General features: G+C 37.8%; 12 protein-coding genes. 10 read left to right on the forward strand and 2 right to left on the reverse strand.

Features of this window, described 5'->3' with window-relative positions; all coding sequences use genetic code 11:
- Window positions 1–1,076 precede the first annotated feature (1,076 nt).
- The 5 genes from JO950_RS14105 (at window position 1,077) to JO950_RS14125 (ending at window position 19,294) form a co-directional block, all read left to right on the forward strand.
- The gene (locus JO950_RS14105) at window positions 1,077–13,430 is read left to right on the forward strand and encodes a gliding motility-associated C-terminal domain-containing protein (RefSeq protein ID WP_202703235.1); all 12,354 of its coding nucleotides are present in this window, start codon (window positions 1,077–1,079) and stop codon (window positions 13,428–13,430) included.
- Window positions 13,431–13,476: 46 nt separating this feature from the next.
- Window positions 13,477–14,409: a type IX secretion system membrane protein PorP/SprF gene (locus tag JO950_RS14110; RefSeq protein WP_202703236.1), complete on the forward strand. Its 933-nt coding sequence runs from the start codon at window positions 13,477–13,479 to the stop codon at window positions 14,407–14,409.
- A gap of 12 nt (window positions 14,410–14,421) precedes the next feature.
- Window positions 14,422–16,359, forward strand: a complete 1,938-nt coding sequence (locus JO950_RS14115) for an OmpA family protein (protein ID WP_202703237.1) — start codon at window positions 14,422–14,424, stop codon at window positions 16,357–16,359.
- A 246-nt stretch (window positions 16,360–16,605) separates the two neighbouring features.
- Window positions 16,606–18,612 carry an NAD-dependent DNA ligase LigA gene (gene ligA / locus JO950_RS14120; RefSeq protein ID WP_202703238.1) on the forward strand — a complete coding sequence of 669 codons (2,007 nt, stop codon included), beginning with the start codon at window positions 16,606–16,608 and terminating at the stop codon, window positions 18,610–18,612.
- The gene (locus JO950_RS14125; protein WP_202703239.1) at window positions 18,599–19,294 is read left to right on the forward strand and encodes a lysoplasmalogenase family protein; all 696 of its coding nucleotides are present in this window, start codon (window positions 18,599–18,601) and stop codon (window positions 19,292–19,294) included. The genes ligA and JO950_RS14125 overlap by 14 nt, the downstream gene beginning before the upstream one ends.
- Here the strand turns inward: JO950_RS14125 and JO950_RS14130 are convergent.
- Both JO950_RS14130 and JO950_RS14135 read right to left on the reverse strand, forming a co-directional pair.
- Entirely contained in the window at window positions 19,284–20,195 is a 912-nt protein-coding gene (locus JO950_RS14130; RefSeq protein ID WP_017497145.1) for a bifunctional UDP-sugar hydrolase/5'-nucleotidase, read from the reverse strand. The genes JO950_RS14125 and JO950_RS14130 overlap by 11 nt on opposite strands.
- 27 nt (window positions 20,196–20,222) lie before the next feature.
- Window positions 20,223–21,002: a 5'-nucleotidase C-terminal domain-containing protein gene (locus JO950_RS14135; RefSeq protein WP_202703240.1), complete on the reverse strand. Its 780-nt coding sequence runs from the start codon at window positions 21,000–21,002 to the stop codon at window positions 20,223–20,225.
- Between the two features lie 122 nt (window positions 21,003–21,124).
- On the opposite strand from JO950_RS14135, the gene JO950_RS14140 reads away from it, so the two are divergent.
- The 5 genes from JO950_RS14140 (at window position 21,125) to coaBC (ending at window position 25,104) form a co-directional block, all read left to right on the forward strand.
- Window positions 21,125–21,562, forward strand: coding sequence for a hypothetical protein (locus tag JO950_RS14140; RefSeq protein WP_370528122.1), 438 nt, complete (start codon window positions 21,125–21,127; stop codon window positions 21,560–21,562).
- Window positions 21,563–21,578: 16 nt separating this feature from the next.
- Window positions 21,579–22,460 (forward strand): 4-hydroxy-tetrahydrodipicolinate synthase, encoded by an 882-nt coding sequence (gene dapA / locus JO950_RS14145; protein WP_017497142.1) that lies wholly within the window; start codon window positions 21,579–21,581, stop codon window positions 22,458–22,460.
- 298 nt (window positions 22,461–22,758) lie between these two features.
- On the forward strand, window positions 22,759–23,553 hold the full coding sequence (locus tag JO950_RS14150) for an outer membrane protein assembly factor BamD (RefSeq protein ID WP_202703242.1): 795 nt from the start codon (window positions 22,759–22,761) through the stop codon (window positions 23,551–23,553).
- Window positions 23,554–23,562: 9 nt separating this feature from the next.
- Window positions 23,563–23,880 (forward strand): DNA-directed RNA polymerase subunit omega, encoded by a 318-nt coding sequence (locus JO950_RS14155; RefSeq protein ID WP_007807938.1) that lies wholly within the window; start codon window positions 23,563–23,565, stop codon window positions 23,878–23,880.
- A gap of 9 nt (window positions 23,881–23,889) precedes the next feature.
- A complete protein-coding gene (gene coaBC / locus JO950_RS14160; RefSeq protein WP_202703243.1) occupies window positions 23,890–25,104 on the forward strand; it encodes a bifunctional phosphopantothenoylcysteine decarboxylase/phosphopantothenate--cysteine ligase CoaBC in 1,215 nt (404 codons plus the stop codon).
- Window positions 25,105–25,177: the final 73 nt, after the last annotated feature.

A 25,177-nucleotide genomic window follows, 5' to 3' on the forward strand; every position in this document is an offset into this window, starting at 1 on the left:
AAATATAGGATTCGTGCTGTTTTTATGTCTTTTTTGTTCAATTTCAATCGATTACCTTTTTTAAATGTAGTCTTTTACTTTCTTTTTTGCCGATTTTGAAAAAAGATAAAATATTTTCATTCTTTTAATCCGTCTCATTTTGACGTTATTAGGGCAGGTTTTTCCGATGATTTACCTGCTTTTTCTATTTTCCTTTTTTCTGTAAATTGAAAAAACTGGAAAATTATACTTGTTTAGTGTTTTCCTTTTTTCTAATTTTAGTATAAGAAAAAGTTAAACAAAACTTTTTTGTTCTTTTTCCAAAAACAACTATTTAAGTTATTATGTAATACATCAAATAGTGTTTTTTGTATGATTATCTAGAGTTGAGGTTTTTTATAATAACTTAATTAGTTTGCGTATGGAATTGATCACTACTTTCTTTATCAAGTTTGCATTAGGTTTTCGTATTGTTTTAGCTTTATCTTGTAAGAGTTTGAAAAAAAATGAATTTATCATCAAATTTAATTTTTGTTCCACTTCAGACTTGTTTCATAAATTTTCCAGTTTTAGTATTTTTTTATTTTCAAATCCTAATAAGGGGTTTGTTGATGAAACGTATTGTTGTGTTTAAAATTTTTTAAATCCGCACGGCGTTTTTTAAAAATGAATTGATTCAATTTTTAGAGTTCTGTTCTAAAAAAACAAAGTTTATAAAAAGAATAATCAGCTTTTTATGAATATTGAATCAGACTATATAGGAGGTAGAATTTCCCAGTTCTCCAAAACGTATATTTTCTTTCATGAAAATTGGTTAATAACAAATCACCCTTTTTGGGAGTCTGATTTCGATCGGTATTTCCACACTATTTTTTGGTATGTCTTTTATTCGAAAGAATAGGAGCGGTTCTTTAATGTACTTCTGTTTAGAGTGTACAGCATGATTTTTTTTTACTGAAATGTTGTTTACATTCTTAGTATTCTGGGAATCTAAATTTTATTTCAACAAGTTGATTATTAGTGTTTTTTGAAATTGCCTAAGCATAAGTGCTTATCGCAAGAGGTATTTTATTGTCCATTTTCTAATCTTCCAAATTATGAAAAAAAAATTTACTTTTTATGATCTTCTTATGAAGAGGAGATTATTGGGATTAATTTTTTTACTGCTTTTTTGCAATGAAAATTTTGCCCAGACTTTTTGTAGACCCACCTCTCAAACCAACAGTAGAGCAGGAGTATGTTTGGGGACTACAGAAGTACTAAACCCAACCTTTGCTTATGATGCAAATACAAGTACGTATGCATCATTGACCAATGCGCTGGGTGTACTTTGTTCCGTGCAGGAAACAGTTAAGTTTAGTCAGATGGCGAAAGCCGGCGACCAGATTGTAATTGTGTACGGATCAAATGCCGATTTGCTGGATGTTGGATTATTGTCTAATGCGACAATCCAGCCAAGCAATTCAGTCAATAGTACAAGTAGTACGGCATTGGCTTTAAACAGTCCATTGCTGAATGTGAACGCTATTAGCGGAGCAACTACAGGTACAATAAAGTATACCCTAACGGCCGATTCCGATCAGGTTAAGGTAGAAATTGGGGGATTACTTAGTGTCTTGACCAATATACGTATATACGATGTGCGATTGGAGTTTGCAAAACCAACCATTACCGGAGGAGCCACTCAATCTGTCTGTGTAGGACAGTCTATTGCACTTACTGCAACTCCTGCTGCCGGAACTACATTGGCCTGGTACAGCTCGCCAACATCTACTACAGCTCTTTCAAGCGTGAATACTTTTACAACACCGGCACTAACCACAAGTACTACTTATTATATAGGTATAACCAGAAGTGCAGGTTGTGAAAGTGACGAAAGATTTCCGGTAACTATTAATGTTTTAGACCCTGTATTGCCAACGATTAGTACGGTTGGAACTTCAATTTGTTCTTCGGGAGCGACACAGGCAACGACCTTGTCGGTTATTAATCCGGTACTGGGAACGACTTACTCCTGGTACAGTGCACCAACAGGTGGTGTGGCATTGAGTACAGGCAGTACCTATACGCCAACCGTTCCGACGGGTGTGACCAATTTTTATGTCGAAGCATCGATTGGTTCCTGTGTGACACCAACACGAACTTTGGTTACGGTTACTTCAACTCCGGTTCCCGGGGTCGCTACTATTTTAACCCAAAGCGTATCTATATTATCCGGTCAGAATGCTACTCTAAGTGCTTCAACAGCTGAAGCAGGAGTAACTCTGGATTGGTATGACGTACCCACTGGTGGAACAAAATTATTAGGAGATTCAAATACATTTACCACTCCAATATTAGTGGCAACCAAAACATATTATGTGGAGTCTCGTACCAGCGCGGGAGGCTGTGTTAGTGCTACGAGAGCTCCTGTTACAGTAACGGTTTTAGCGAATCCTTTGGGAGGATGTCTGGAAGCCAACAGTCAGCAAACTACTCAAAACGGTCTTTGTTTACTTTGTTCTTCAAGTGCCCAGGGCAATTCTGTTGACGGGAATAGTACTACTTCGTCTTCTATTACGCTGCCGGTAGGTTTGGTTAATGGATGGATTCAGCAAACATTACAATTTAATAATCCCGGAAAAACAGGTGATTTTATAGATGTTGATTTGGAGTTACCGGGAGGAATAGCTGATCTGAGCTTGTTAGGAGCTGTGAGTCTGGCTACTTATAATGGTGCTACTTATAATAATGATCGCAATTTTATCAATAACGCTCTGGTTACCTTACAGCTGTTGTCAGGGAATAAATTTAGAGCGACTATTACTGCGGGAGCTAATTTTGATCGTGTAGAAGTTAGATTAGGCGGACTGGTATCTGCCTTAACTACATTAAAAATTTATCAGGCTACTCATCGCTATAAGTTGCCGTCATTTACAGGAAATACCACAATTTGCGGAGGGCAAACGACTACTTTAACGGCAAATATTGTTGCTGGCGAAACTATTAAATGGTATGACGCGCTAACAGGAGGAACTTTATTAGCCAGCACAGCAGCTTATACTACTCCCGCATTAACGGTAAATACTACTTATTATGTAGAAGTTACTCGCGATGGTTGTGTGAATAGCGAAAGAAATCCTGTTTCTGTTACGGTAAATAATCCGATAGCACCGGGAACGGTTGTAGCTAGTCCTTTGAATTTGTGCAGCGGAACTTCAACAACAATTACCATTCAGTCACCGGTTGCCGGGACTGTTTACAAATGGTATGATGCAAGCTCCGGCGGAAATTTGGTGTTTACAGGTACTGTTTTCAATACGCCAAATCTGACCGCTACGACTACTTATTATGTCGAAGCTTCAATCGCAAGTTGTATCAGTGCAACCCGCACACCGGTTACAGTCAATGTTAATACACGACCTTCAGCACCAGTTGCGGTATCTTCACCTGTGATTATTCAGTCTGGTCAGGATGTAACACTGGCGGTTGTGACTAATCCAGGTATTAAACATACGTGGTATGATGTACCTACGGGAGGGACTTTTTTGGCCACTAATGTTGACAGTTTTACACCTAGTCCGGCTCTAACCGCCAGTAAAACATTTTACGTTGAGGCGGTAGATTTAACGTCAGATTGTGCCAGTAGTACAAGAACTGCAATTGTTGTTACTGTAATTAGCGGAGTGAATAATTGTTTATTAGCCAATTCACAAGTAACTACTAAAGGAGGTACTACAAACTGTTTAACCTGTAGTTCCAGTGCAGATGGAAACTCTGTAGACGGTAATAATGCTACGGCAGCTACTCTTTCAATCCCTATTGGTTTAGTAACAGATCATATTCAGCAAGATTTAACTTTTCCAACAACGGGACAGACAGGCGATATCATAGATGTGGAACTGGGAATTCCGGTTGGACTTCTTGATATTAGTGCACTTTCTAATGTTAGCCTGCAAAGTTTTAATTCTGGGGTACCTAACGGAGATTTTAGCACCATCAATAATCTTCTGAATGTTCAGATCTTATCCGGAAATCGTTTCAAAGCAAGTTTTGTTGCAGCGGGTACTTTTAACAGTGTGCGTGTTCGATTAAATGGATTAGCTACTCTTTTATCAAGTCTGGAGATTTACGAAGCTTCTTATAGATTTGCCAATGCGGTAATAACAGGGAACGCAACACCAATTTGTGCCGGACAAACAGCTTCTTTAACAGCATCTGCAACCGGAGGAGATACATTTGTGTGGTACGATGCGCCAACCGGAGGAAACATAGTAGCTGTGAATCCAACAGCTGCATTAAGTGCCACTACTACATTTTATTTAGAGGCTACACGTGGCGGAACTTGTATCAATACAGTTCGTCAGGCAGTTACGGTAACAGTTTTACCTCTGCCAACAGCCAGTGATATCAATATAACAAGTCCTGTAACAGCTTCTTGTGCAGGAGGTATTGTTTTGACTCCTTCTTCTCCTTTAGCAGGAGCAACATTCAAGTATTATTTAGATGCAAGTAAAACACAGGAAGCAACCGGAACGATAGCCGGGGTTACTTATTCTAAAGATTTAGGAACAGGCGCCCTTACCATCAGCGGACTTACAGCCTTAAATGCTCCTTATACGTATTATGTGTCTGTACTAAATGGAGGTATCTGCGAGAATGCATCAGGATTTCTTAAGGAAGTTGTTGTTAATTTCCCAACAGGTACTGCTTTAACGGTAACACCAACTTTGTCTGGTTGTGCTAAAGTAAGTCTGAAAGATGCGATTACAAACTTTGATACATCAGGAAACACTACTTATACGTTCTTTGATGCGGGAAATAATCCTATTACAGATCAGGCAGCGTCAAATATTACTGCAAATGGTAATTATTTTATTCAGGCTCAGCTTAATGGAGGCAATTGTCCGTCAGTTAAGCTACCTGTAGCAGTAACGGTTAATCCATTGCCAACTTTAACAGTACTAACAAATTCAGTAGCGGTTACTAAAGGTTCTTCTGTTGCTTTAACAGCGACTTCAAACGGAACTATAACCTGGTACGATCAGCAGGGTAATGTGTTGCCTTCAAATAATACAGGTGTTCTTAATACGGTTGGTGTTTTTGCTTATACCGTAATAGCCAGCAATGGTACCTGTACAGTTAGTCAGACCATCACGATTAGCGTGATTGATCCTGCTGCCTGTGATACCTTACAGGAAAGAGTGTATGCCAATACACAATCTTCAGGAACAATTATTACCGGAGGGGTAACTAATGGACCTCTTGCTGTCGATAATGATCCAAGCACGTATTCAACTATTACAACCGGTTTAGGACTTTTGGGTATTGGAACGACCTGGCAAAATTTGCAATGGCCAACTACAATTGCCAAAGGAACACCGGTAACGGTAAAATTAGGTTTAGATAACAGTTTGCTTGCTGTAGCACAAAGTATCTCGGTTGTAGGTACTAAACGTGACGGATCTAATAATCCTATCGATATTGGAACATTACAATCAGTTACAGGATCTTTATTGAACCTGTTACCGGGGCAAAATTCATTCGAATATACTTTTGTTCCTTCTAATGCTTCCGGACTTCAGGATTACGATGGTATCCGTGTGCAGTTGGGATCTGTTTTAAGTGTAGCACAAAACATCAATGTTTATGATACTTATTACAAAAGAGAAGTGGCTCAGATCACCTGTGGTCAGGGAGATATCGAAGATATTTTCTCTGGCGTAAAAGATCTGGGAGTAGGAGCTTTAACCGCTACGGTTGGAGTTTCAAATCCATGGAATATAGCCGATAAAGATATTGCAACTTATGCAACAATGTTTAACGCTGTAGGAGTATTGGCGGCTTCGGAGTTGACTGCAACTTTTAGAACACCTTCTATGGTAGGTGACAGTTTAAGAATTGTAATTTCTAAACCGGGAACGGTTTTAAATCTTAATTTACTTACCGGATTTACTATTCAGCTTTACTCTGGAAACATTCCGGTTGGCGGACCAATTGCCAATACAAGCAGTCTTCTGACTTTAAAACTGCTTTCAGGAGATACAATGGCTATGACTATTGTTGCACCTCAAACGCAGCCTTACGATAAAGTAGTGATAACTTATGGAGGTGTTGCTACTGTTTTAGATCAGCTTAGAGTTCATTCAGTAGATCGTACAACCAATACAGAAGTTATTGGGGCCGATCCTGATAATAAAATAACAGTCTGTCCGGGGGCCAACCTCACGCTCGTCGTCCCTCCGAAACCTTGTGCTGATTATGCCTGGTACGATTCGCCTACGGGAGGAAATCTGCTGGCCAGCGGTCAAACTTATACACTTCCTGCTACATTAGCTGCCGGAACGTACAAATATTATATTCAGCCAATTCGTTACGGATGTCCGGCTCTGGAAAGAGGTGAAGTTACAGTAACTGTAAGAGCAACTGTTCCTGCAGCAACTATTACAAACGTTACTATAAATGGAGGTAGTACGACTATTATTTGTTCTGAAAGTGGTACAGTAACAATAGATGCTGTTCTAAGTGCTACACCAGTACTTACCAATCCGGTATACCACTGGTATAGTTTTGATGGTACAACAAGTCAGCCAATTCCTGGTCAGGTAACTTCTAAATTAATAGTTACCGGTTTACTTCCAGGGACTTATACCTATTATGTCGGAGTAAGTTCTGACGAATATTGCGAAACTGCTCCGGCAGACAGAAAACAAGTGACTTTTACTATTCTGCCAAGTTCACTGGTATCCGATATTTCAATAAACAATGCTTCTATTTGTCATGATACCCCCGCGGTACTAACACCGTCAAGCACTCTGACAAATCCTGTTTTTTCCTGGTATTTAGATGCGAACAAAACGCAACCTATTTTTAGCGGAACAATTGGCGGAGTAACCTATGCAATTAGTGGTAGCGGAGTTTTAACCGCTACAGGTTTAACACCGGCAATGAGTCCGATGATTTATTATGTTGCAGTTTCAAGTGATTTTACTTGTCAAAATAAAAATGGAGAATTAAGATTGGTGACCGTGCTTATTAATGATCCGGGGACACCAACATCTACCACTTATAATCAGAATTTCTGTTTGATAAGTAATCCTACAGTTGCTAATCTTCAGGCCGATCAGACTAATGTGGTTTGGTACAGTGCAGCCACAGGAGGAGTAGCATTAAATCCGACAACTGCTTTGGCAAACGGAACCTATTATGGTGCGATTAGAGATGTGAATGGTTGTGAAAGCTCAGTTCGATCAGTTGTAACCGTAATCGTAAACGATCCGGGAACACCTGTGATTACTAAAACTACTCAGGACTTCTGTTTGGTGAATGCGCCAACTTTTGCATCAATCGATGTAAGTCCTGCTGTTGCTGCTAATATTGTTTGGTATACGGCGCTGACCGGAGGAACCTTAATTCCATCTACTACAGCTTTAACTACCGGAGTTTATTATGCTGCGATCAAAGATCCTACGACTCTTTGTGAAAGTAATGTAAGATTAGCCATTACGATAAACGTAACTGATCCGGGAACTCCTGTGATTACAGAAACTACTCAGAACTTCTGTTTGGTAAATGCACCAACTTTTGCATCAATCAATGTAAGTCCGGCTGTCGCCGCCAATATTGTTTGGTACACAGCACTTACCGGAGGAGTTTTAATTCCATCGACAACGGCTCTGACTACCGGAGTTTATTACGCTGCGATTAAAGATCCAACAACTCTTTGCGAAAGCAATGTTAGATTAGCCATTACCATCAACGTAACCGATCCTGGAACACCAGTAATCACTAAAACTACACAGGATTTCTGTTTGGTAAATGCGCCAACTTTTGCCTCTATTGATGTAAGTCCTGCTGTTGCCGCCAATATTGTTTGGTACACGGCTTTGACCGGAGGAACTTTAATTCCATCAACGACAGCTTTGACTACCGGAGTTTATTATGCTGCCATCAAAGATCCAACAACTCTTTGTGAAAGTAATGTGAGATTGGCAATTACAATAAATGTAACCGATCCTGGTACCCCAACTTTAGTTACTGCCGGAACGCAAAACTTCTGTTTGGTCAATGCGCCGACTTTTGCCAGCGTTCAATTTAATGAAGCGAATATTGTTTGGTACACCGCGCTTACCGGAGGAACCGTTATTCCTTCTACTACAGCTTTAACCAGTGGTACTTATTATGCCGTAATTAAAGATCCAACAACTCTTTGTGAAAGTGCTGTTAGATTGTCCGTAACAATTAGTGTTACCGATCCAGGTACGCCAACTTTAGTTACAGCAGGAACACAAAACTTCTGTTTGGTAAATGCACCAACTTTTGCGAGTGTTCAGTTTAATGAAGCCAATATTGTTTGGTATACAGCGCTGACTGGAGGAACCGTTATTCCTTCTACAACAGCTTTAACCAGCGGTACCTATTATGCCGTAATCAAAGACCCAATCACAAATTGTGAAAGTGCCGTTAGATTAGCTGTAGTGATCAGTGTTACCGATCCTGGTACGCCAACTTTAGTTACAGCAGGAACACAAAACTTCTGTTTGGTCAATGCACCAACTTTTGCGAGTGTTCAGTTTAATGAAGCCAATATTGTATGGTACACAGCATTGACAGGAGGAACCGTTATTCCTTCTACAACAGCTTTAACCAGCGGTACTTATTATGCCGTAATCAAAGATCCGGTAACCAATTGTGAAAGTGCAGTTAGATTAGCTGTAGTGATCAGTGTTACCGATCCGGGAACGCCAACTTTAGTTACAGCAGGAACACAAAACTTCTGTTTGGTCAATGCACCGACTTTCGCGAGTGTTCAGTTTAATGAAGCCAATATCGTTTGGTACACTGCATTGACAGGAGGAACCGTTATTCCTTCTACAACAGCTTTAACCAGCGGTACTTATTATGCCGTAATCAAAGATCCGGTAACCAATTGTGAAAGTGCCGTTAGATTAGCTGTAGTGATCAGTGTTACCGATCCGGGAACACCAACTTTAGTTACAGCAGGAACACAAAACTTCTGTTTGGTAAATGCACCAACTTTTGCGAGTGTTCAGTTTAATGAAGCTAATATTGTATGGTATACAGCGCTGACTGGAGGAACCGTGATTCCTTCGACTACAGCTTTAACCAGCGGTACCTATTATGCCGTAATCAAAGACCCAATCACAAATTGTGAAAGTGCTGTTAGATTAGCAGTAACGATTAATGTTACCGATCCGGGAACTCCTGTGATTACAGAAACTACACAGAATTTCTGTTTGGTCAATGCGCCAACTTTTGCATCAATCAATGTAAGTCCGGCCGTTGCGGCTAATATTGTTTGGTATACCGCTTTAACAGGAGGGACTTTAATTCCTTTGACTACAGTTTTGACCAGTGGTACATACTATGCCGCTATAAAAGATCCTGTAACGAATTGTGAAAGCAATGTTAGATTAGCCATTACCATCAACGTAACCGATCCGGGAACTCCTGTGATTACGGAAACTACACAGAATTTCTGTTTGGTGAATGCACCAACTTTTGCCTCTATTGATGTAAGTCCGGCCGTTGCTGCTAATATTGTTTGGTATACTGCGCTGACCGGAGGAACTTTAATTCCGTCGACTACAGCTTTGACTACCGGAGTTTATTATGCTGCGATCAAAGATCCAATCACAAATTGTGAGAGTAATGTGAGATTGGCAATTACAATAAACGTAACTGATCCAGGCACTCCAACTTTAGTAACAGCGGGAACACAAAACTTCTGTTTGGTCAATGCTCCAACTTTTGCAAGTGTTCAGTTTAATCAGGCTAATATTGTTTGGTACACGGCGCTGACCGGAGGAACCGTTATTCCTTCTACTACAGCTTTAACCAGTGGTACTTATTATGCTGTAATCAAAGACCCAATCACGAACTGTGAGAGTGCAGTAAGATTGGCTGTAGTGATCAATGTTACTGATCCGGGTACTCCAACTCTAGTAACAGCAGGAACACAAAGCTTCTGTTTGGTAAATGCACCAACTTTTGCCAGTGTTCAGTTTAATGAAGCCAATATCGTTTGGTACACAGCGTTGACTGGAGGAACAGTTATTCCTTCTGCTACAGCTTTAACCAGTGGTACTTATTATGCTGTAATCAAAGACCCAATCACGAACTGTGAGAGTGCGGTTAGATTAGCTGTAGTGATCAGTGTTACCGATCCGGGTACACCAACTTTGGTAACCGCAGGAACACAGAACTTCTGTTTGGTAAATGCACCAACTTTTGCGAGCGTTCAGTTTAATGAAGCCAATATTGTCTGGTATACTGCACTGACTGGAGGAACAGCTATTCCTTCAACTACACCTTTAATTAGTGGTACGTATTATGCAGCGATTAAAGATCCGGTAACCAATTGTGAAAGTGCCGTTAGATTAGCTGTAGTGATCAGTGTTACAGATCCGGGTACACCAACTTTGGTAACAGCAGGAACGCAAAACTTCTGCTTGGCCGATGCTCCAACTTTTGCAAATGTTCAGTTTAATCAAGCTAATATTGTTTGGTATACAGCACCGACTGGAGGAACAGTTATTCTTTCTACTACAGCTTTAACTAGCGGTACTTATTACGCCGTAATAAAAGACCTAATTACAAACTGTGAAAGCGCCGTAAGATTAGCCGTAACGATCAATGTTGCTAATCCTGGGACACCTACACTGGTAACAGCGGGAACACAAAACTTCTGTTTGGTAAATACGCCAACCTTTGCCAGTGTTCAGTTTAATCAGGCAAACATAGTTTGGTATACAGCAGCGACTGGAGGAACAGTGATTCCTTCCACTACAGCTTTAACCAGTGGTACTTATTATGCAGTGATAAAAGATCCGGTATCAGGATGTGAAAGTGCCGTAAGATTAGCGGTAACAATCAATGTGACCGACCCGGGTACACCAACACTAGTAACGGAAGGAACACAAAACTTCTGTTTGGTAAATGCTCCGACTTTTGCCAGTGTTCAGTTTAATCAGGCTAATATTATCTGGTATACCGCACTGACTGGAGGTACAGCAATTCCTTCTACTACTGCTTTAATCAGTGGTACTTATTATGCTGCAATCAAGGATCCGGTAACCAATTGTGAGAGTGCAGTTAGATTAGCTGTAGTGATCAATGTTACAGATCCGGGTACACCAACTTTAGTTACAGCAGGAACACAAAACTTCTGTTTGGCAAATACGCCAACTTTTGCCAACGTTCAGTTTAACCAGGCTAATATTGTATGGTATACTGCACCGACTGGAGGAACAGTTATTTCTTCGACTACAGCTTTAACCAGTGGTACTTATTATGCTGTAATAAAAGACCCAATTACAAACTGTGAAAGCGCCGTAAGATTAGCAGTAACGATCAATGTTACGGATCCAGGTACACCAACTTTAGTAACAGCAGGAACACAAAACTTCTGTTTGGTAAATGCACCAACTTTTGCCAGTGTTCAGTTTAATCAGGCTAATATTGCCTGGTATACAGCATTGACTGGAGGAACAGTGATTTCTTCCACTACAGCTTTAACCAGTGGTACTTATTATGCAGTAATAAAGGATCCTGTGTCAGGATGTGAAAGTGCCGTAAGATTAGCGGTAACAATCAATGTGACCGACCCGGGTACGCCAACAACAACAGTTGCCACTCAGGTATTCTGCTCAGGAAACAATCCAACGGTTGCTAACATTCAGGTAAACGGAAGCAACATTGTGTGGTATACAACTGCAACTGGCGGAACTGTCGTTGCAGGAACTACACCACTAGTAAATGGGGATTATTATGCAGCGATAAAAGATCCGGTGTCCGGTTGCGAAAGCAGCGTGCGATTAAAAGTTACGGTAACTATTGGAATTTCTAAAGATCCAACCACAACTGCTACAGCTCAGAATTTCTGTTCTACAAGTGCTCCAACTTTTGCCAGTATTCAGGTTAACGAGAGTAATGTAGCATGGTTTAGCAGCGCAACAGGCGGAACAGCAATTCCATTAACAACCGCTTTAACTTCCGGTACCTATTACGGAGAGCTTACAGATCCGGTAACAGGATGTAAAAGTGCTAATCGTTTGCAGGTTGTCATTACCATTGTAACCCCAATGGCGACGCCTACAACTAATTCGGCAACTCAAAACTTCTGTTCGGTAGATGCACCAAAAGTATCTAACATTCAAGTGAATGAATCCGGTGTAATCTGGTACAGCACTCCAACAGGCGGAACTGCTATTCAGGCAGCTACAGCTTTAACGACTGGTACTTATTATGGAGTAATCTCAAGCAGTTCTGGTTGTGAAAATCCAATTAGACTGGCCGTTGCAGTAACTGTAAACACACCGCTTAATGTTACTACTCCAAGAACGACACAAGTATTTTGTTTATCAGCAGGGCCAACAGTTCAGGATATTGTAGTAAATGAAGCGAACATTGTTTGGTATACAACTACAACTGGAGGAACTCCGTTGGCAGCGAATACACCTCTTGTTGCGGCAACTTATTACGCAGCGGCACAAAGCAACATTACCAATGGCTGTGGATTAGTTCCGAGATTAGGAGTGACTGTTGCATTTGACAATGATGCATTGGTTCCTATTACTACGACGGATGATACGCCATGTGTATTCCAGGGAGTTACTTATTCGATTGCCAATGGAAAATCAAATTATGTATGGTCAGTTTCTAACGGAACAATTACTTCAGGCGGAGGACTTAACGACGGTTCTGTAACCGTTTCCTGGTCGGATATTGGACCGGGTAAAGTTGAGGTTGAGTATATTAATACTTGCAACGAGAGAACTACAAAATCATTAAATGTAACTGTAGCAACTTGTTCTGATCTAACGATAACCAATAAAGTAAGCAATGCGAAACCTAATTTTGGTGATCAGATAACATTTACCGTAACAGTAAATAATATTGGTCAGGGTAATTTTATCAATACGATAGTGAGCGATTTATTACCTAGCGGATATAATTTGATAAGCGCATCTGCAACTGCCGGAACATACAATTTGTTATCTCAAATTTGGACGATTCCAACGTTGAATTCGGGACAAAGTGTTGTGCTTACAATTGTAGTAGAAGTATTGCCGGGAGGTAAATACTTAAGCGTTGCAACTGTCGAGACTTCCACTCCGTTAGATGTAGATCCATCAAATAATTCGGCTTCAGTTTCTGTTGAGCCAGTTTGTTTGACCGTTTACAATGAATTTACTCCAAACAATGACGGGGCAAATGATTTGTTCAGAATTGATTGTATCGAAACTTATCCAAATAATGAGTTGAAAGTGTATAACAGATACGGTTCATTAGTATATAGTAAACAACATTATGAAAATGATTGGGACGGAACCGCTAATGTATCCGGAGTTATCAACAGAGGAGATATGCTGCCAACAGGTACTTATTTCTATGTGATAGCAATAGGAGACGGAACGGTTAAAAAAGGATGGTTATCTATAATGAGATAAGCTGCCGTATTAATCATCTAATTAATTAAACTTAATAAGTATCGTTATGAAACTATATATAAAATCATTAGAATCGTATTTCATTTTAATATGTTCTTTTATCACATTTTGTGCCAGTGCACAACAGGATCCGGAGTACACGCAATACATGTACAATACGATGTCGGTGAATCCAGCTTATGCGGGATCTACTGGAACCATAGAGGCGACACTTTTACATCGTTCGCAATGGGTTGGAATCGATGGTGCACCCGAAACACAATCATTTTCTGTTCATTCACCGCTTCGAAACGAGATGATTGGTTTAGGACTAAGCGTTGTTAACGACAAGATTGGTCCGTCGAACGAATTGTATATTGATGGAAACTTCGCTTACTCAGTTCCTCTGGGATATGAAAAAAGACTCGCATTCGGGTTGAAAGCAGGTATGAGAATGTTAAATATAGACTGGTCAAAAGGACGATTCTATAATAACAATGATGTATTGCTGAATCAGAATATTAATAATCAATTGAAACTGGCTGTAGGAGCAGGAGTTTACTACTATACTAACAAATGGTATGTTGGGCTTTCAGTTCCAAGTTTTATCAGAAGTGATTATTACAATGATATTCAGGAATCTATATCTTACGATCGATTGCACTACTACCTGATGGGAGGTTATGTTTTTGATCTGAATCCAAACTTAAAATTTAAGCCGGCATTTTTGGTAAAAGCAGTGAGTGGAGCACCACTTACTGCTGATATCTCGGCAAATTTTATGATAGCAGAAAAGTTTGTAATAGGAGGATCTTACCGAACAGACGACTCGATAAGTATTCTGGCAGGTTTTCAGATATCCAGAAGTTTTTACGCAGGGTATGCTTTTGATTATACCGTTAGTGATTTGAATAAATACAACGATGGATCACATGAGATCATCTTGCGTTATCAGTTTACTAAAAAACAAAGTAAAATCAAATCACCTCGATTCTTCTAAAACATAAATTCTATGAAAAAACTATATATCCTCAGTTTAGTCTTGAGCATTACCTTTGGTTTTGCTCAAAAGACTAATTTAAAAAAGGCCGATGCATTGTTTAGAAACTTCTCTTATACCGATGCAGCTAAAGCTTATGAAGAGTGTTTACAGAATATAGAGAATCCAACAGCACAAACCATAAAAAATGCCGCAGATTCTTATTATTTTATTTCCGACGGAAGAAATGCGCTTCGATGGTATAAAAGGCTCTATCAGATACAGGGGAATAATCTGACCGACATTTATTACCTGCGCTATATTCAGTGCATGAAAGCTGTTATGGATTATGACGAGGCCGATAAAATTACCAAAGAGTATCTCAATAAAAAAGGAGATCAGAAAGAGATCAATCGGTATGTTGCTCAGAAAAAACAATTAGACAGTCTGACCAAAACAAAGTCTTTGTACGACATTAGAAACTTAGACATTAATACTGGTAAATCTGATTTTGGAGCTACATTTTTTCAGGACCGAATTGTGTTTTCATCGGCCAGAGATACTACGAAGTTTGCTGATAAACTTTACAACTGGAACAATCAGCCTTTTCTTAATTTGTATGTAGCAGAACGAAATCCTGCTGACGGAGGTTTATTTAACGAAAAGCTGTTTATCCCTAACGTGATGACTAAATATCACGAAGCAACCGCCTCTTTTGATGCCAGTGGAAAAACAATTTACTATACGTCTAATATTGTCAAGAAAAACAAATTAGTAGTTGATCAGGACAGAATCAATAACTTCCAAATTCTAAAAGGATCTTTGGTAGACGGAAAGGTAGAAAACCCGCAAAAGATTTTCTTTGATAGTGATGATTATTCTGTTGGACACCCTAGTTTGAGCGACGATGGGAAATTACTCTTCTTCGCTTCCGATATGTCGGGCGGTTATGGTGAGACGGATTTGTACATGGTAAAAATTGCAAACGACGGAACCATGAGTTCACCTCAAAATCTAGGACCAAAAATCAACACATTAGGAAATGACTTATTTCCATTTTTTCGAAACGGAATACTTTATTTTTCTTCAGACGGACATTATGGTTTAGGAGATTTAGATGTATACGAAAGTAAATTGTTATCCGATGGAAGCTTTTCGGCACCGAAAAATTTAGGAGCTCCGATAAACAGTAATAAAGACGATTTTACTTTTGTGATTGATAAAACCGGAAGTTATGGATATGTGTCTTCAAACAGGGCAGGAGGAAAAGGAGATGATGATATTTATTCCTTTACAAAAGGTCAGCCTGTTTGCAATCAGAACATTTCAGGTAAAGCAATCGATCATAAATCAAAAGCACTTTTAGCCGATGTTACAGTAATAGCTTATGATCCGTATAATGAAGTTTTGGCAGAAACTAAAACCAATTTTGACGGTAAATATGCGGTAACAGTTCCTTGCAATAAAGCGGTTCGTTTGGTAGCTTCAAAGTTTAATTACAGTGATGACGAAAAAAAGGTTGCAACAACCAAAATCAATGAAGCCGAAATTACCGATGTTGATTTTGAGCTCAGTAATTATGATGACCTGGTAGTGAAAAAACAAGGAGTCGAAAAAGTAGACGTTAATCCGATCTATTTTGATTACGACAAATACAATATTACACCTTTGGCAGCCACTGAGCTGGATAAAGTAGTATTTGTGATGCGAAAATTTCCTAAAATCCGCATCAAAATTGAGTCCCATACCGATTCCAGAGGTAAAGATGCTTACAACCTGAAACTCTCAGATAATAGAGCTAAATCAACACGTGATTATATCCTTTCACAAGGTATTGACACTGCAAGAATCGAAAGTGCTATTGGTTACGGTGAAAGCCGTCCGATCAATAAATGCAAAAATGGTGTAAAATGTACCGAGGCGGAACATTTGTTAAACAGACGCTCAGACTTTATTATAATTCAAAAATAGAGTTACATTTTCACACTAATGATTGGATTTTTAGTATGAATATGTGAAATGAAGAAACCATTTGGAAGTTGGTTTTTATTAATTCTTTTTTAAGAAGAATGGGCAGGAAGAAAATCAAGTTGCATCTTTTTGCAACTTGATTTTTGAGTTTATAAAACTTTTGGATTTTACTGTTTTTGAACAAAAATAATCCTAATTTTGGTATTCAGTTATTCAAAATCAAAACCTCCTGTATATTAAAATCTTATGAGTATTCAAGAAACAATTCAGACTTTACGAAACGAACTTAATCAGCATAATTACAATTATTATGTGTTAGACAACGCTACAATTTCTGATTATGATTTTGATATTAAGTTAAAGGAACTTCAGGATTTAGAAAATAAACATCCTGAGTTTTTTGATGAAAACTCTCCAACTCAAAGAGTAGGAGGTGCTGTGACTAAGAATTTTAAAACTATTGCACACCAGTACAGGATGTATTCTTTGGATAATTCCTATTCTAAAGAAGATTTACTGGATTGGGAAACCAGAATTCAGAAAGTTTTAGGGAATGTTGATCTGCAATATACCTGCGAATTAAAATACGATGGGGCTTCGATCAGTATTACTTATGAAAACGGAAAACTGGTTCAGGCTTTAACACGAGGAGATGGTTTTCAGGGAGATGAGGTAACCAACAACATCAAAACCATAAAATCGATTCCTTTACAATTAAAAGGGAACTATCCGGATAAATTTGATATTAGAGGAGAAATAATTCTGCCTTTTGCCGGTTTCGAAAAAATGAATCAGGATCTAATTGAAATTGGGGAAACGCCTTATTCAAATCCAAGAAATACAGCCTCAGGAAGTTTGAAATTACAGGATAGTGCTGAGGTAGCCAAACGTCCGTTAGAATGTTTATTGTATTTCGTTACAGGGAATAATCTCCCGTTTACTTCCCAGTTTGAAGGATTGGAATCTGCCAGAAATTGGGGGTTCAAAGTGCCTAACGAAGCAAAACTGGTGCAAAATATGCAGGAAGTTTTCGACTTCATTGATTATTGGGACGTACACCGTCATAATTTACCTTACGAAACTGATGGTGTAGTGGTAAAAGTAAACAGCATTCAGCATCAGGAAGAATTAGGATACACTGCAAAATCTCCACGTTGGGCCATAGCTTATAAATTCAAATCAGAACAGGTTTCTACCACACTTCAGTCTATTTCGTATCAGGTAGGCCGTACGGGAGCAATAACACCAGTTGCCAATTTAGAGCCGGTACAACTGGCTGGAACCATTGTAAAAAGAGCCTCTTTGCACAATGCAGATCAGATTGAAAAATTAGACATCAGAATCAATGACACCGTTTTTGTAGAAAAAGGCGGAGAGATCATTCCAAAGATAATTGCTGTTGACCTGTCCAAACGCCCCGAAGACTCGGAAGTTACTGCATACATCACACATTGTCCGGAATGTCAAACCGAATTGATTCGAAATGAAGGAGAAGCCAATCATTATTGCCCTAACTTTTATGGATGCCCACCGCAGATTATCGGTAGGATTCAGCATTATATTTCAAGAAAGGCAATGGATATTGAAGGTCTTGGTGGCGAAACAGTTACTTTGCTTTTTAACAATGGATTGGTGCACAATTATGCCGATTTATATGAATTAAAAGTAGAAGATATTTTACCTTTAGAGAGAATGGCGCAAAAATCTGCCGAGAATCTGGTAAAAGGAGTAGAGAAATCAAAAGAAATCCCATTTGAGAGCGTTCTTTTCGCCTTAGGAATTCGTTTTGTAGGGGAAACGGTTGCCAAAAAACTGGCGAAACATTATAAAAATATTGATGCATTACGTCAGGCCACCCTCATGGATTTGGTTTTGGTAGATGAAATTGGAGAAAGAATTGCCAAAAGTGTAATTGAATTTTTTGAGAATAAAGAGAATCAGGAAATTATAGACCGTCTCAAAAGTTACGGCATTCAGTTTGAAATTGTAGAGAAGATAAACCCGAATGCTACCGAAAAATTTATCGGAAAAACATTTGTGGTTTCAGGAGTTTTTACTCAATTCTCCAGAGACGAATTGAAGAAAACGATTGAAGACAATGGTGGTAAGGTAGGAAGCTCTATTTCGGCAAAAACAGATTTTGTTGTCGCGGGAGATAATATGGGGCCGGCTAAATTAGAAAAAGCCAGTAAATTAAATATCCCTATTCTGTCTGAGGAAGATTTTATAAACAAACTAAATGAAAGCGAATAAACCGTCGTTGATTTTATTTTTTTTAGCATTATTGTGCACGGCCATTTTTGACTGGACCGAGCTGTTTTTATTTGCGACTTATGCCAAAGCCATTGTAATTCCTTCGATTTTTATTTACTTTTTGATTAGCACCGAATTCAATATCGGGAAAATCGAAGGGGTTATCTTTTTATTCAGCTTTATTGGTCAGGTGTTTAATCTAATGGATATCGAGAGCTCTGAACTAGGAGGAGTCTTGTGCTTTTTAGTCGTTTACCTTTTAATTATCCGACTTTATCTGGGAGGGCATGAAAAAATAAAACTGGAAAAAAAAGATTTTCTTCCAGTTTCTATAGTAGTTATTTTTATTGTATATCTCTTAGTATCAGCACTAGGAATGCAATTTGATAATATGAAACGATTTAGTCTGATTTATATGATCTACGGAATTGTTTTAAGTGTGTTAAGCTGTTTGTCCTTCATTAGTTATATTACCAAAGGAACCTACTTGGCTTTACTCATGTCATTAATGGCAATTTCCTATATCTTTTCAGATATATTCTATATTTTCAATGAATACTTTTCCTATTCTGTAGTTCTGGTATTGATCAGAGATGTCACTCAAATTTTAGCGTACTTTTTTATGGTCGAGTATTTCCTGGAAAAAACGAAAACAAAAAAAAAGAAAAGCGCTAAACAATAATCGATTTCCCTTCGTTCGTGTGAGCTTTGTTCTTATCGAAGTAAAAATCTATTCTTCCTAAATTGATTCCGTAACATCCTACCTGATTCACCAAAACATCCTGATTGGCTTTGTTTTTTACAACAGTTGGCTTGTCTAAGAAAGTATGTGTATGACCTCCAATAATCAAATCAATATCCTGAGTTTGAGCAGCCAGTTTTAAATCACAAATTTTAGATTCATCATCTTTGTATTTGTATCCAAGGTGTGACAGACAAACAACCAAATCGCATTTTTCTTCTTTCTTTAACAATTGTGTCATATCCTGTGCAATTTCTACAGGATTGTTGTAAACCGTTTCTTTATACATTTGTTTGTCAACCAGGCCGGCAAGCTCGATTCCTAAACCAAAGACACCTACTTTAATTCCGTTTTTATTGAAAATTTTATACGGTTTTACAAGACCGTTCATCACCGTGTTTTTAAAATCGTAATTCGAGCAGATAAAATCAAAACTAGCGTGAGGCATTTGTGCATGTAATCCGTCAAGACCATTGTCGAAATCGTGGTTTCCAATAGTCGATGCGTCGTACTTCATCATACTCATCAGTTTAAATTCCAGTTCTCCTCCATAATAATTAAAGTAGGGAGTTCCCTGAAAAATATCGCCGGCATCCAGTAAAAGCACATTTGGATTTTCTTTACGAATCGTTTCTATAAGTGCGGCTCTGCGTGAGACACCACCTTTGTTCGGATTACGAGGATCATCAGCCGGAAATGGATCAATATGACTGTGAACATCGTTAGTATGTAGAATGGTTAAGTGTTTGATATCGTTATTTTCAAAACTGCTCAACGACAAACCTAAACTTAATAAGGCAGTACTTGCAGCTGTTTTTTCGATAAATTCTCTTCTTTTCATTTTGTATGTTTTTGCGAAATGGGATTTTTATTCTTCTGTAATTCGGATGTCTTTTGCTACCGGAATCGTATCAACTTCTTTAAAGTAATCAATTAATACATCTCTCAGTTTGTAGTTCAGATCATATTTTTGAACACTTTTTGCGAAAAAAGACATACTGTCTCCGCCATTTGCCAAATAATCATTTGTTGCTACATAGTAAATTTTATTAAGATCAAGAGGTTTTCCCTGAATCATAATGTTCTTTGCAGTCTTGTCTTTTGCAATAGTAAAAGTCATACCTGATAAGGGTTGTGCTTTTTGCGCCTTAATGATATAGGAAGTCATCTCTAAAATCTGATCTCCCTTTAAAGCCATAACCACCATACTGTTTTCAAAAGGCATGATTTCAAATGCTGTTCTGTTGGTTACATTTCCTTTAGGTAATATAGCTCGGATACCGCCATGATTTAGTAAGCACAAATCAATTTTTTTCTTCTCCCGTGCCTCAAAAACCAGGTTTCCTCTTTTAACACAAACGTCAGCCATAAGATTTCCAATGCTGGTTTGCCATTTTCCGGTACTTTTATCAAGAGTTTCCGGGCAATACGCCAAAACATTGTCCAAATCCTTGTTGATGTGATCGCGGTAAGGCTTAATAAAGTTTTCAATTGCAGGGGTTTCAGTTCCTTTTTCAGTTATCGGAAGTTGCTTTCCTTCAATTTTTGTTAGATTATAATTTTTCTGGCTACAGGAAAATATAAAAAAAAGTGTTAAGAATATAACAAAAAGTTTCAAAAACCCGTTATACTTTTTTAGTTTTACCATCTTAAATGCTACTTAAATAATTAATTTTGTAATCTGGTAAAAGTACTATGTTTTTAAATTATATAAAGGAATTTTTTGTAAAAAAATCATTAAAAAATAACCTGAATAATGTCAAAAACGAAGTGTTTACAAGTAATGTGCAAACAATTGGTTTACTGATTGATGAAAGTAGATTTGATCATTCAGAAGACCTGATAAAGGAGTTGGTCTCGAAAGGAATTACTCCTGAGAATATCAAAATTGCAGTGTACAGAAGTAAATTTAGCGAGAAACAAACGTATTCAAGACCAACTTTTGGACGAAAAAGCGTCAATTGGAAGGGGGAAATTACAGAAGGTTTCTTAAATGAATTTGTAAAAACAGAATTTGATCTTTTGATTAGTTATTATGATATTGAAACGGCTGTTTTGATGCTGATAACTGCCAAGTCAAAAGCGAAGTTTAAAGTAGGATTCGCATCAGTAGATGAAAAATTAAATCGATGGATGATTGATACTGCTATAAAGAACTACAAACTTTTCGTGCACGAATTGTTTAGATATTTAAAGAGTATAAAATAAAATTATAAAGTAGAATATGCAATCATTAATAGGAACTGGTGTTGCGCTTGTAACCCCATTTAAAAAAGACTTTTCAGTAGATATCGAAGCTTTACAGCGCATCGTTAATTTTTCGATAGACGGTGGTGTTGAATATCTTGTAGTTATGGGAACAACGGCAGAAAATGCTACTCTGACACAAGCCGAAAAAGAACTGGTGATTAAAACGGTTATAGATACTAATAAAGGAAGACTCCCATTAGTACTTGGAGTTGGTGGAAATAATACCATGCAAATTGTGGAGGAATTAAAAACAGGTGATTTTTCTGCTTTTGAAGCTATACTCTCTGTTTCTCCTTATTATAATAAGCCAACACAAGAGGGAATCTATCAGCATTTTAAAGCTATTGCAGAAGCTTCTCCAATTCCTGTGATTTTATATAACGTTCCGGGAAGAACATCCAGTAACATGTTGCCGTCAACAGTAATTCGTTTGGCGAATGATTTTAGTAATGTGGTAGCGATTAAAGAAGCTGCCGGAGATATGGCTCAGGCTTTACAGTTGATTAAAAATGCACCAGAAGGTTTTCTAATTATCTCAGGAGATGATATGATTGCTTTGCCAATTGTTTTGGCAGGTGGAGCAGGGGTGATTTCGGTTATCGGACAAGGTTTTCCAAAAGAATTTACAGAAATGATTCGTTTAGGACTCAATAAAAAGGTAACTGAAGCGTTTAAAACACAGTATCTTTTATCTGATTGTATTGATATGATTTTTGAGCAGGGAAATCCTGCCGGAATCAAACAAGTTTTTCAAGCCCTTGGTATTGCTGAGAACACAGTACGTTTACCATTAGTGGCTGTTGATGATTCATTAGCAGGCAGATTGAATGAATTTGTGAAAAACAGCATAAAATAAGCATGAGATTGTCGGTATTTTATTAGAGTCTGTTTGGGATTTATTTTTGAGGTTTATTACCAAAGTATTTTCGAGCGAAACAAGACAAGTTTTTATAGAATAGCAGCGCTATTGTATGAAAAATTAACGAAGTTGCAGCCGAAAATTAGGATAAGAAATCCAATAAATAAAATTTAAACAGGCTCTGTACCAAAAAATATTTTGTAGTAGCTAAATTAATAACTAAATTTGCCACCGAAACTTCGGTGTGATTTTGCTTTGGCACAATTGTCTAAGAAATCATAATAAAAGTAAGAAAATGAAAAAAATAGTATCTCTGTTAATTATTGTTGTCCTTTTTTGTTCTTGTAGCGAATACCAAAAGGCATTAAAGAACGATGATGTTGCTGCAAAATTCGAAGTTGCAACGAAAATGTACGATGCAGGTAAATATTCAAAAGCCATTCGTCTTTTTGAACAATTGGCATCTTCTTACAGAGGGAAACCTCAAGCAGAGAAATTATTTTACATGTTCTCACAATCGTATTACAAAACAAAGCAATATTACTTAGCAGGTTACCAGTTTGAAAGTTTCGTTTCAGGTTACCCTAGAAGTGAAAAAGTTCAGGAAGCTGCTTTTTTAGGAGCGTACAGCTATTCTAAATTAGCGCCTGCTTATAGCCTGGATCAGACAGACACTGTAAAAGCCTTAGAGAAATTACAAACTTTTATCGAAAGTTACCCAAATTCTGAGTATATCGCTCAGGCAAACGAAGCTGTAAAAGTTTTAAATGGTAAACTGGAGAAAAAAGCATACGAGAACGCGAAAGGGTACAATACAATTTCTGATTACAAATCGGCATTAATCGCTTTTGATAATTTTATTGCTGATTTTCCGGGAACACCGTTAAAAGAAGACGCATTGTTTTATAAATACGATTCGGCATATAAATTAGCAATAAACAGTATTCCTTCAAAAATGGAAGAGCGTTTAAATGTGGCTAAAGTAGCTTATGGAAACTTGATTAAGTTTAATGGTGCTACGAAGTATAAAAAAGAGGCAGATGAAATGAATGCCAGAGTGGAAACAGATTTACAAAAATTTACTAAATAAAATAAAGTCATGGATTTAAAAAAGACGAATGCTCCTGTAAATACAATAACTTACAATAAAACAGTTATTGAAGAGCCAACAGGAAATGTGTATGAAGCAATTACCATTATGGCTAAAAGAGCAAATCAAATTAACTCTGAAATTAAAAAAGAATTGACAGAGAAATTAGAAGAGTTTGCTACTTATAATGACAGTCTTGAAGAAGTTTTTGAAAATAAAGAACAAATCGAAGTTTCTAAATTTTACGAAAAATTACCAAAACCTCACGCTTTAGCAGTTCAGGAGTGGTTAGACGGTAAAACATACCACAGAGGTTCAAACAAATAATATAGTATAATGTCAGTTTTAAACGGGAAGAAAATTTTACTAGGGGTTTCTGGTGGAATTGCAGCCTATAAAACAGCCTCATTAGTACGACTCTTTATAAAAGCAGGTGCACATGTCCAAGTGATAATGACACCTGCTTCTAAGGATTTTGTAACTCCACTTACCTTATCTACACTATCAAAAAATCCGGTACATTCCAGTTTCTTTAATCAGGATGATGAAGATGCTGTCTGGAACAATCACGTGGATCTGGCTCTTTGGGCCGATTTGATGCTGATTGCACCTGCAACATCCAATACCTTGTCTAAGATGACAACAGGGAATAGTGATAATCTTTTAGTAGCTACTTATTTATCAGCCAAATGCCCGGTTTATTTTGCGCCGGCAATGGATTTGGATATGTACAAACACCCTTCAGTTTTGTCTAGTTTTACGGCCTTAAAAAGTTTTGGAAACATTATGATTCCGGCTGAAAGCGGTGAGTTAGCCAGCGGTCTGTCCGGAGAAGGAAGAATGGCTGAACCTGAAAATATTATTGCCTTTCTGGAAGCCGATTTAGAAAGTAAATTGCCTTTAAAAGGAAAAAAAATACTAATTACTGCCGGTCCAACATACGAAGCAATCGATCCTGTGCGTTTTATAGGAAATCATTCTTCGGGAAAAATGGGTTTTGATCTAGCAAATGAAGCAGCAAACTTAGGTGCTCAGGTTATTTTGGTTGCAGGACCAACACATTATAAAGCTAAAAATGGTTTGGTGGAAGTGATCAATGTAGTTTCGGCACAAGACATGTATGATGCCTGTCATGAGTACTTTAATGATGTTGATGTGGCAATCGCTGCGGCCGCAGTAGCCGATTACAGACCAAAAGTAGTCGCTTTACAAAAGATTAAGAAAGCGGCAGATGAATTTTCGATTGAACTTGAAAAAACAAAAGATATTCTGGCTTCATTAGGAGCGATAAAGAAAAATCAGTTTTTAATTGGATTTGCATTGGAAACTGAGAATGAAATTGAAAATGCGAAGCTGAAAATTCAGAAAAAAAACTTAGATTTGATTGTTCTAAATTCCTTACAGGATGAAGGAGCCGGTTTTAAAAAAGAAACCAATAAAGTAACCTTTATTGATCAGGATTTTAAAATCGAACCGATGGAATTGAAATCAAAAGAATCTGTTGCTGTTGATATTTTAAATAAAGTGGTTTTGCATTTTGCGAAATCATAAAGATTTAGAGTAAACAAAGCAATAACAAGGAGAGTAAGTCTGTTATATGCTGTAATCAAAATAATATCTTTCG

The organism is Flavobacterium sp. UGB4466, assembly GCF_903469665.1.
Taxonomy (GTDB): Bacteria; Bacteroidota; Bacteroidia; order Flavobacteriales; family Flavobacteriaceae; genus Flavobacterium; species Flavobacterium lipolyticum.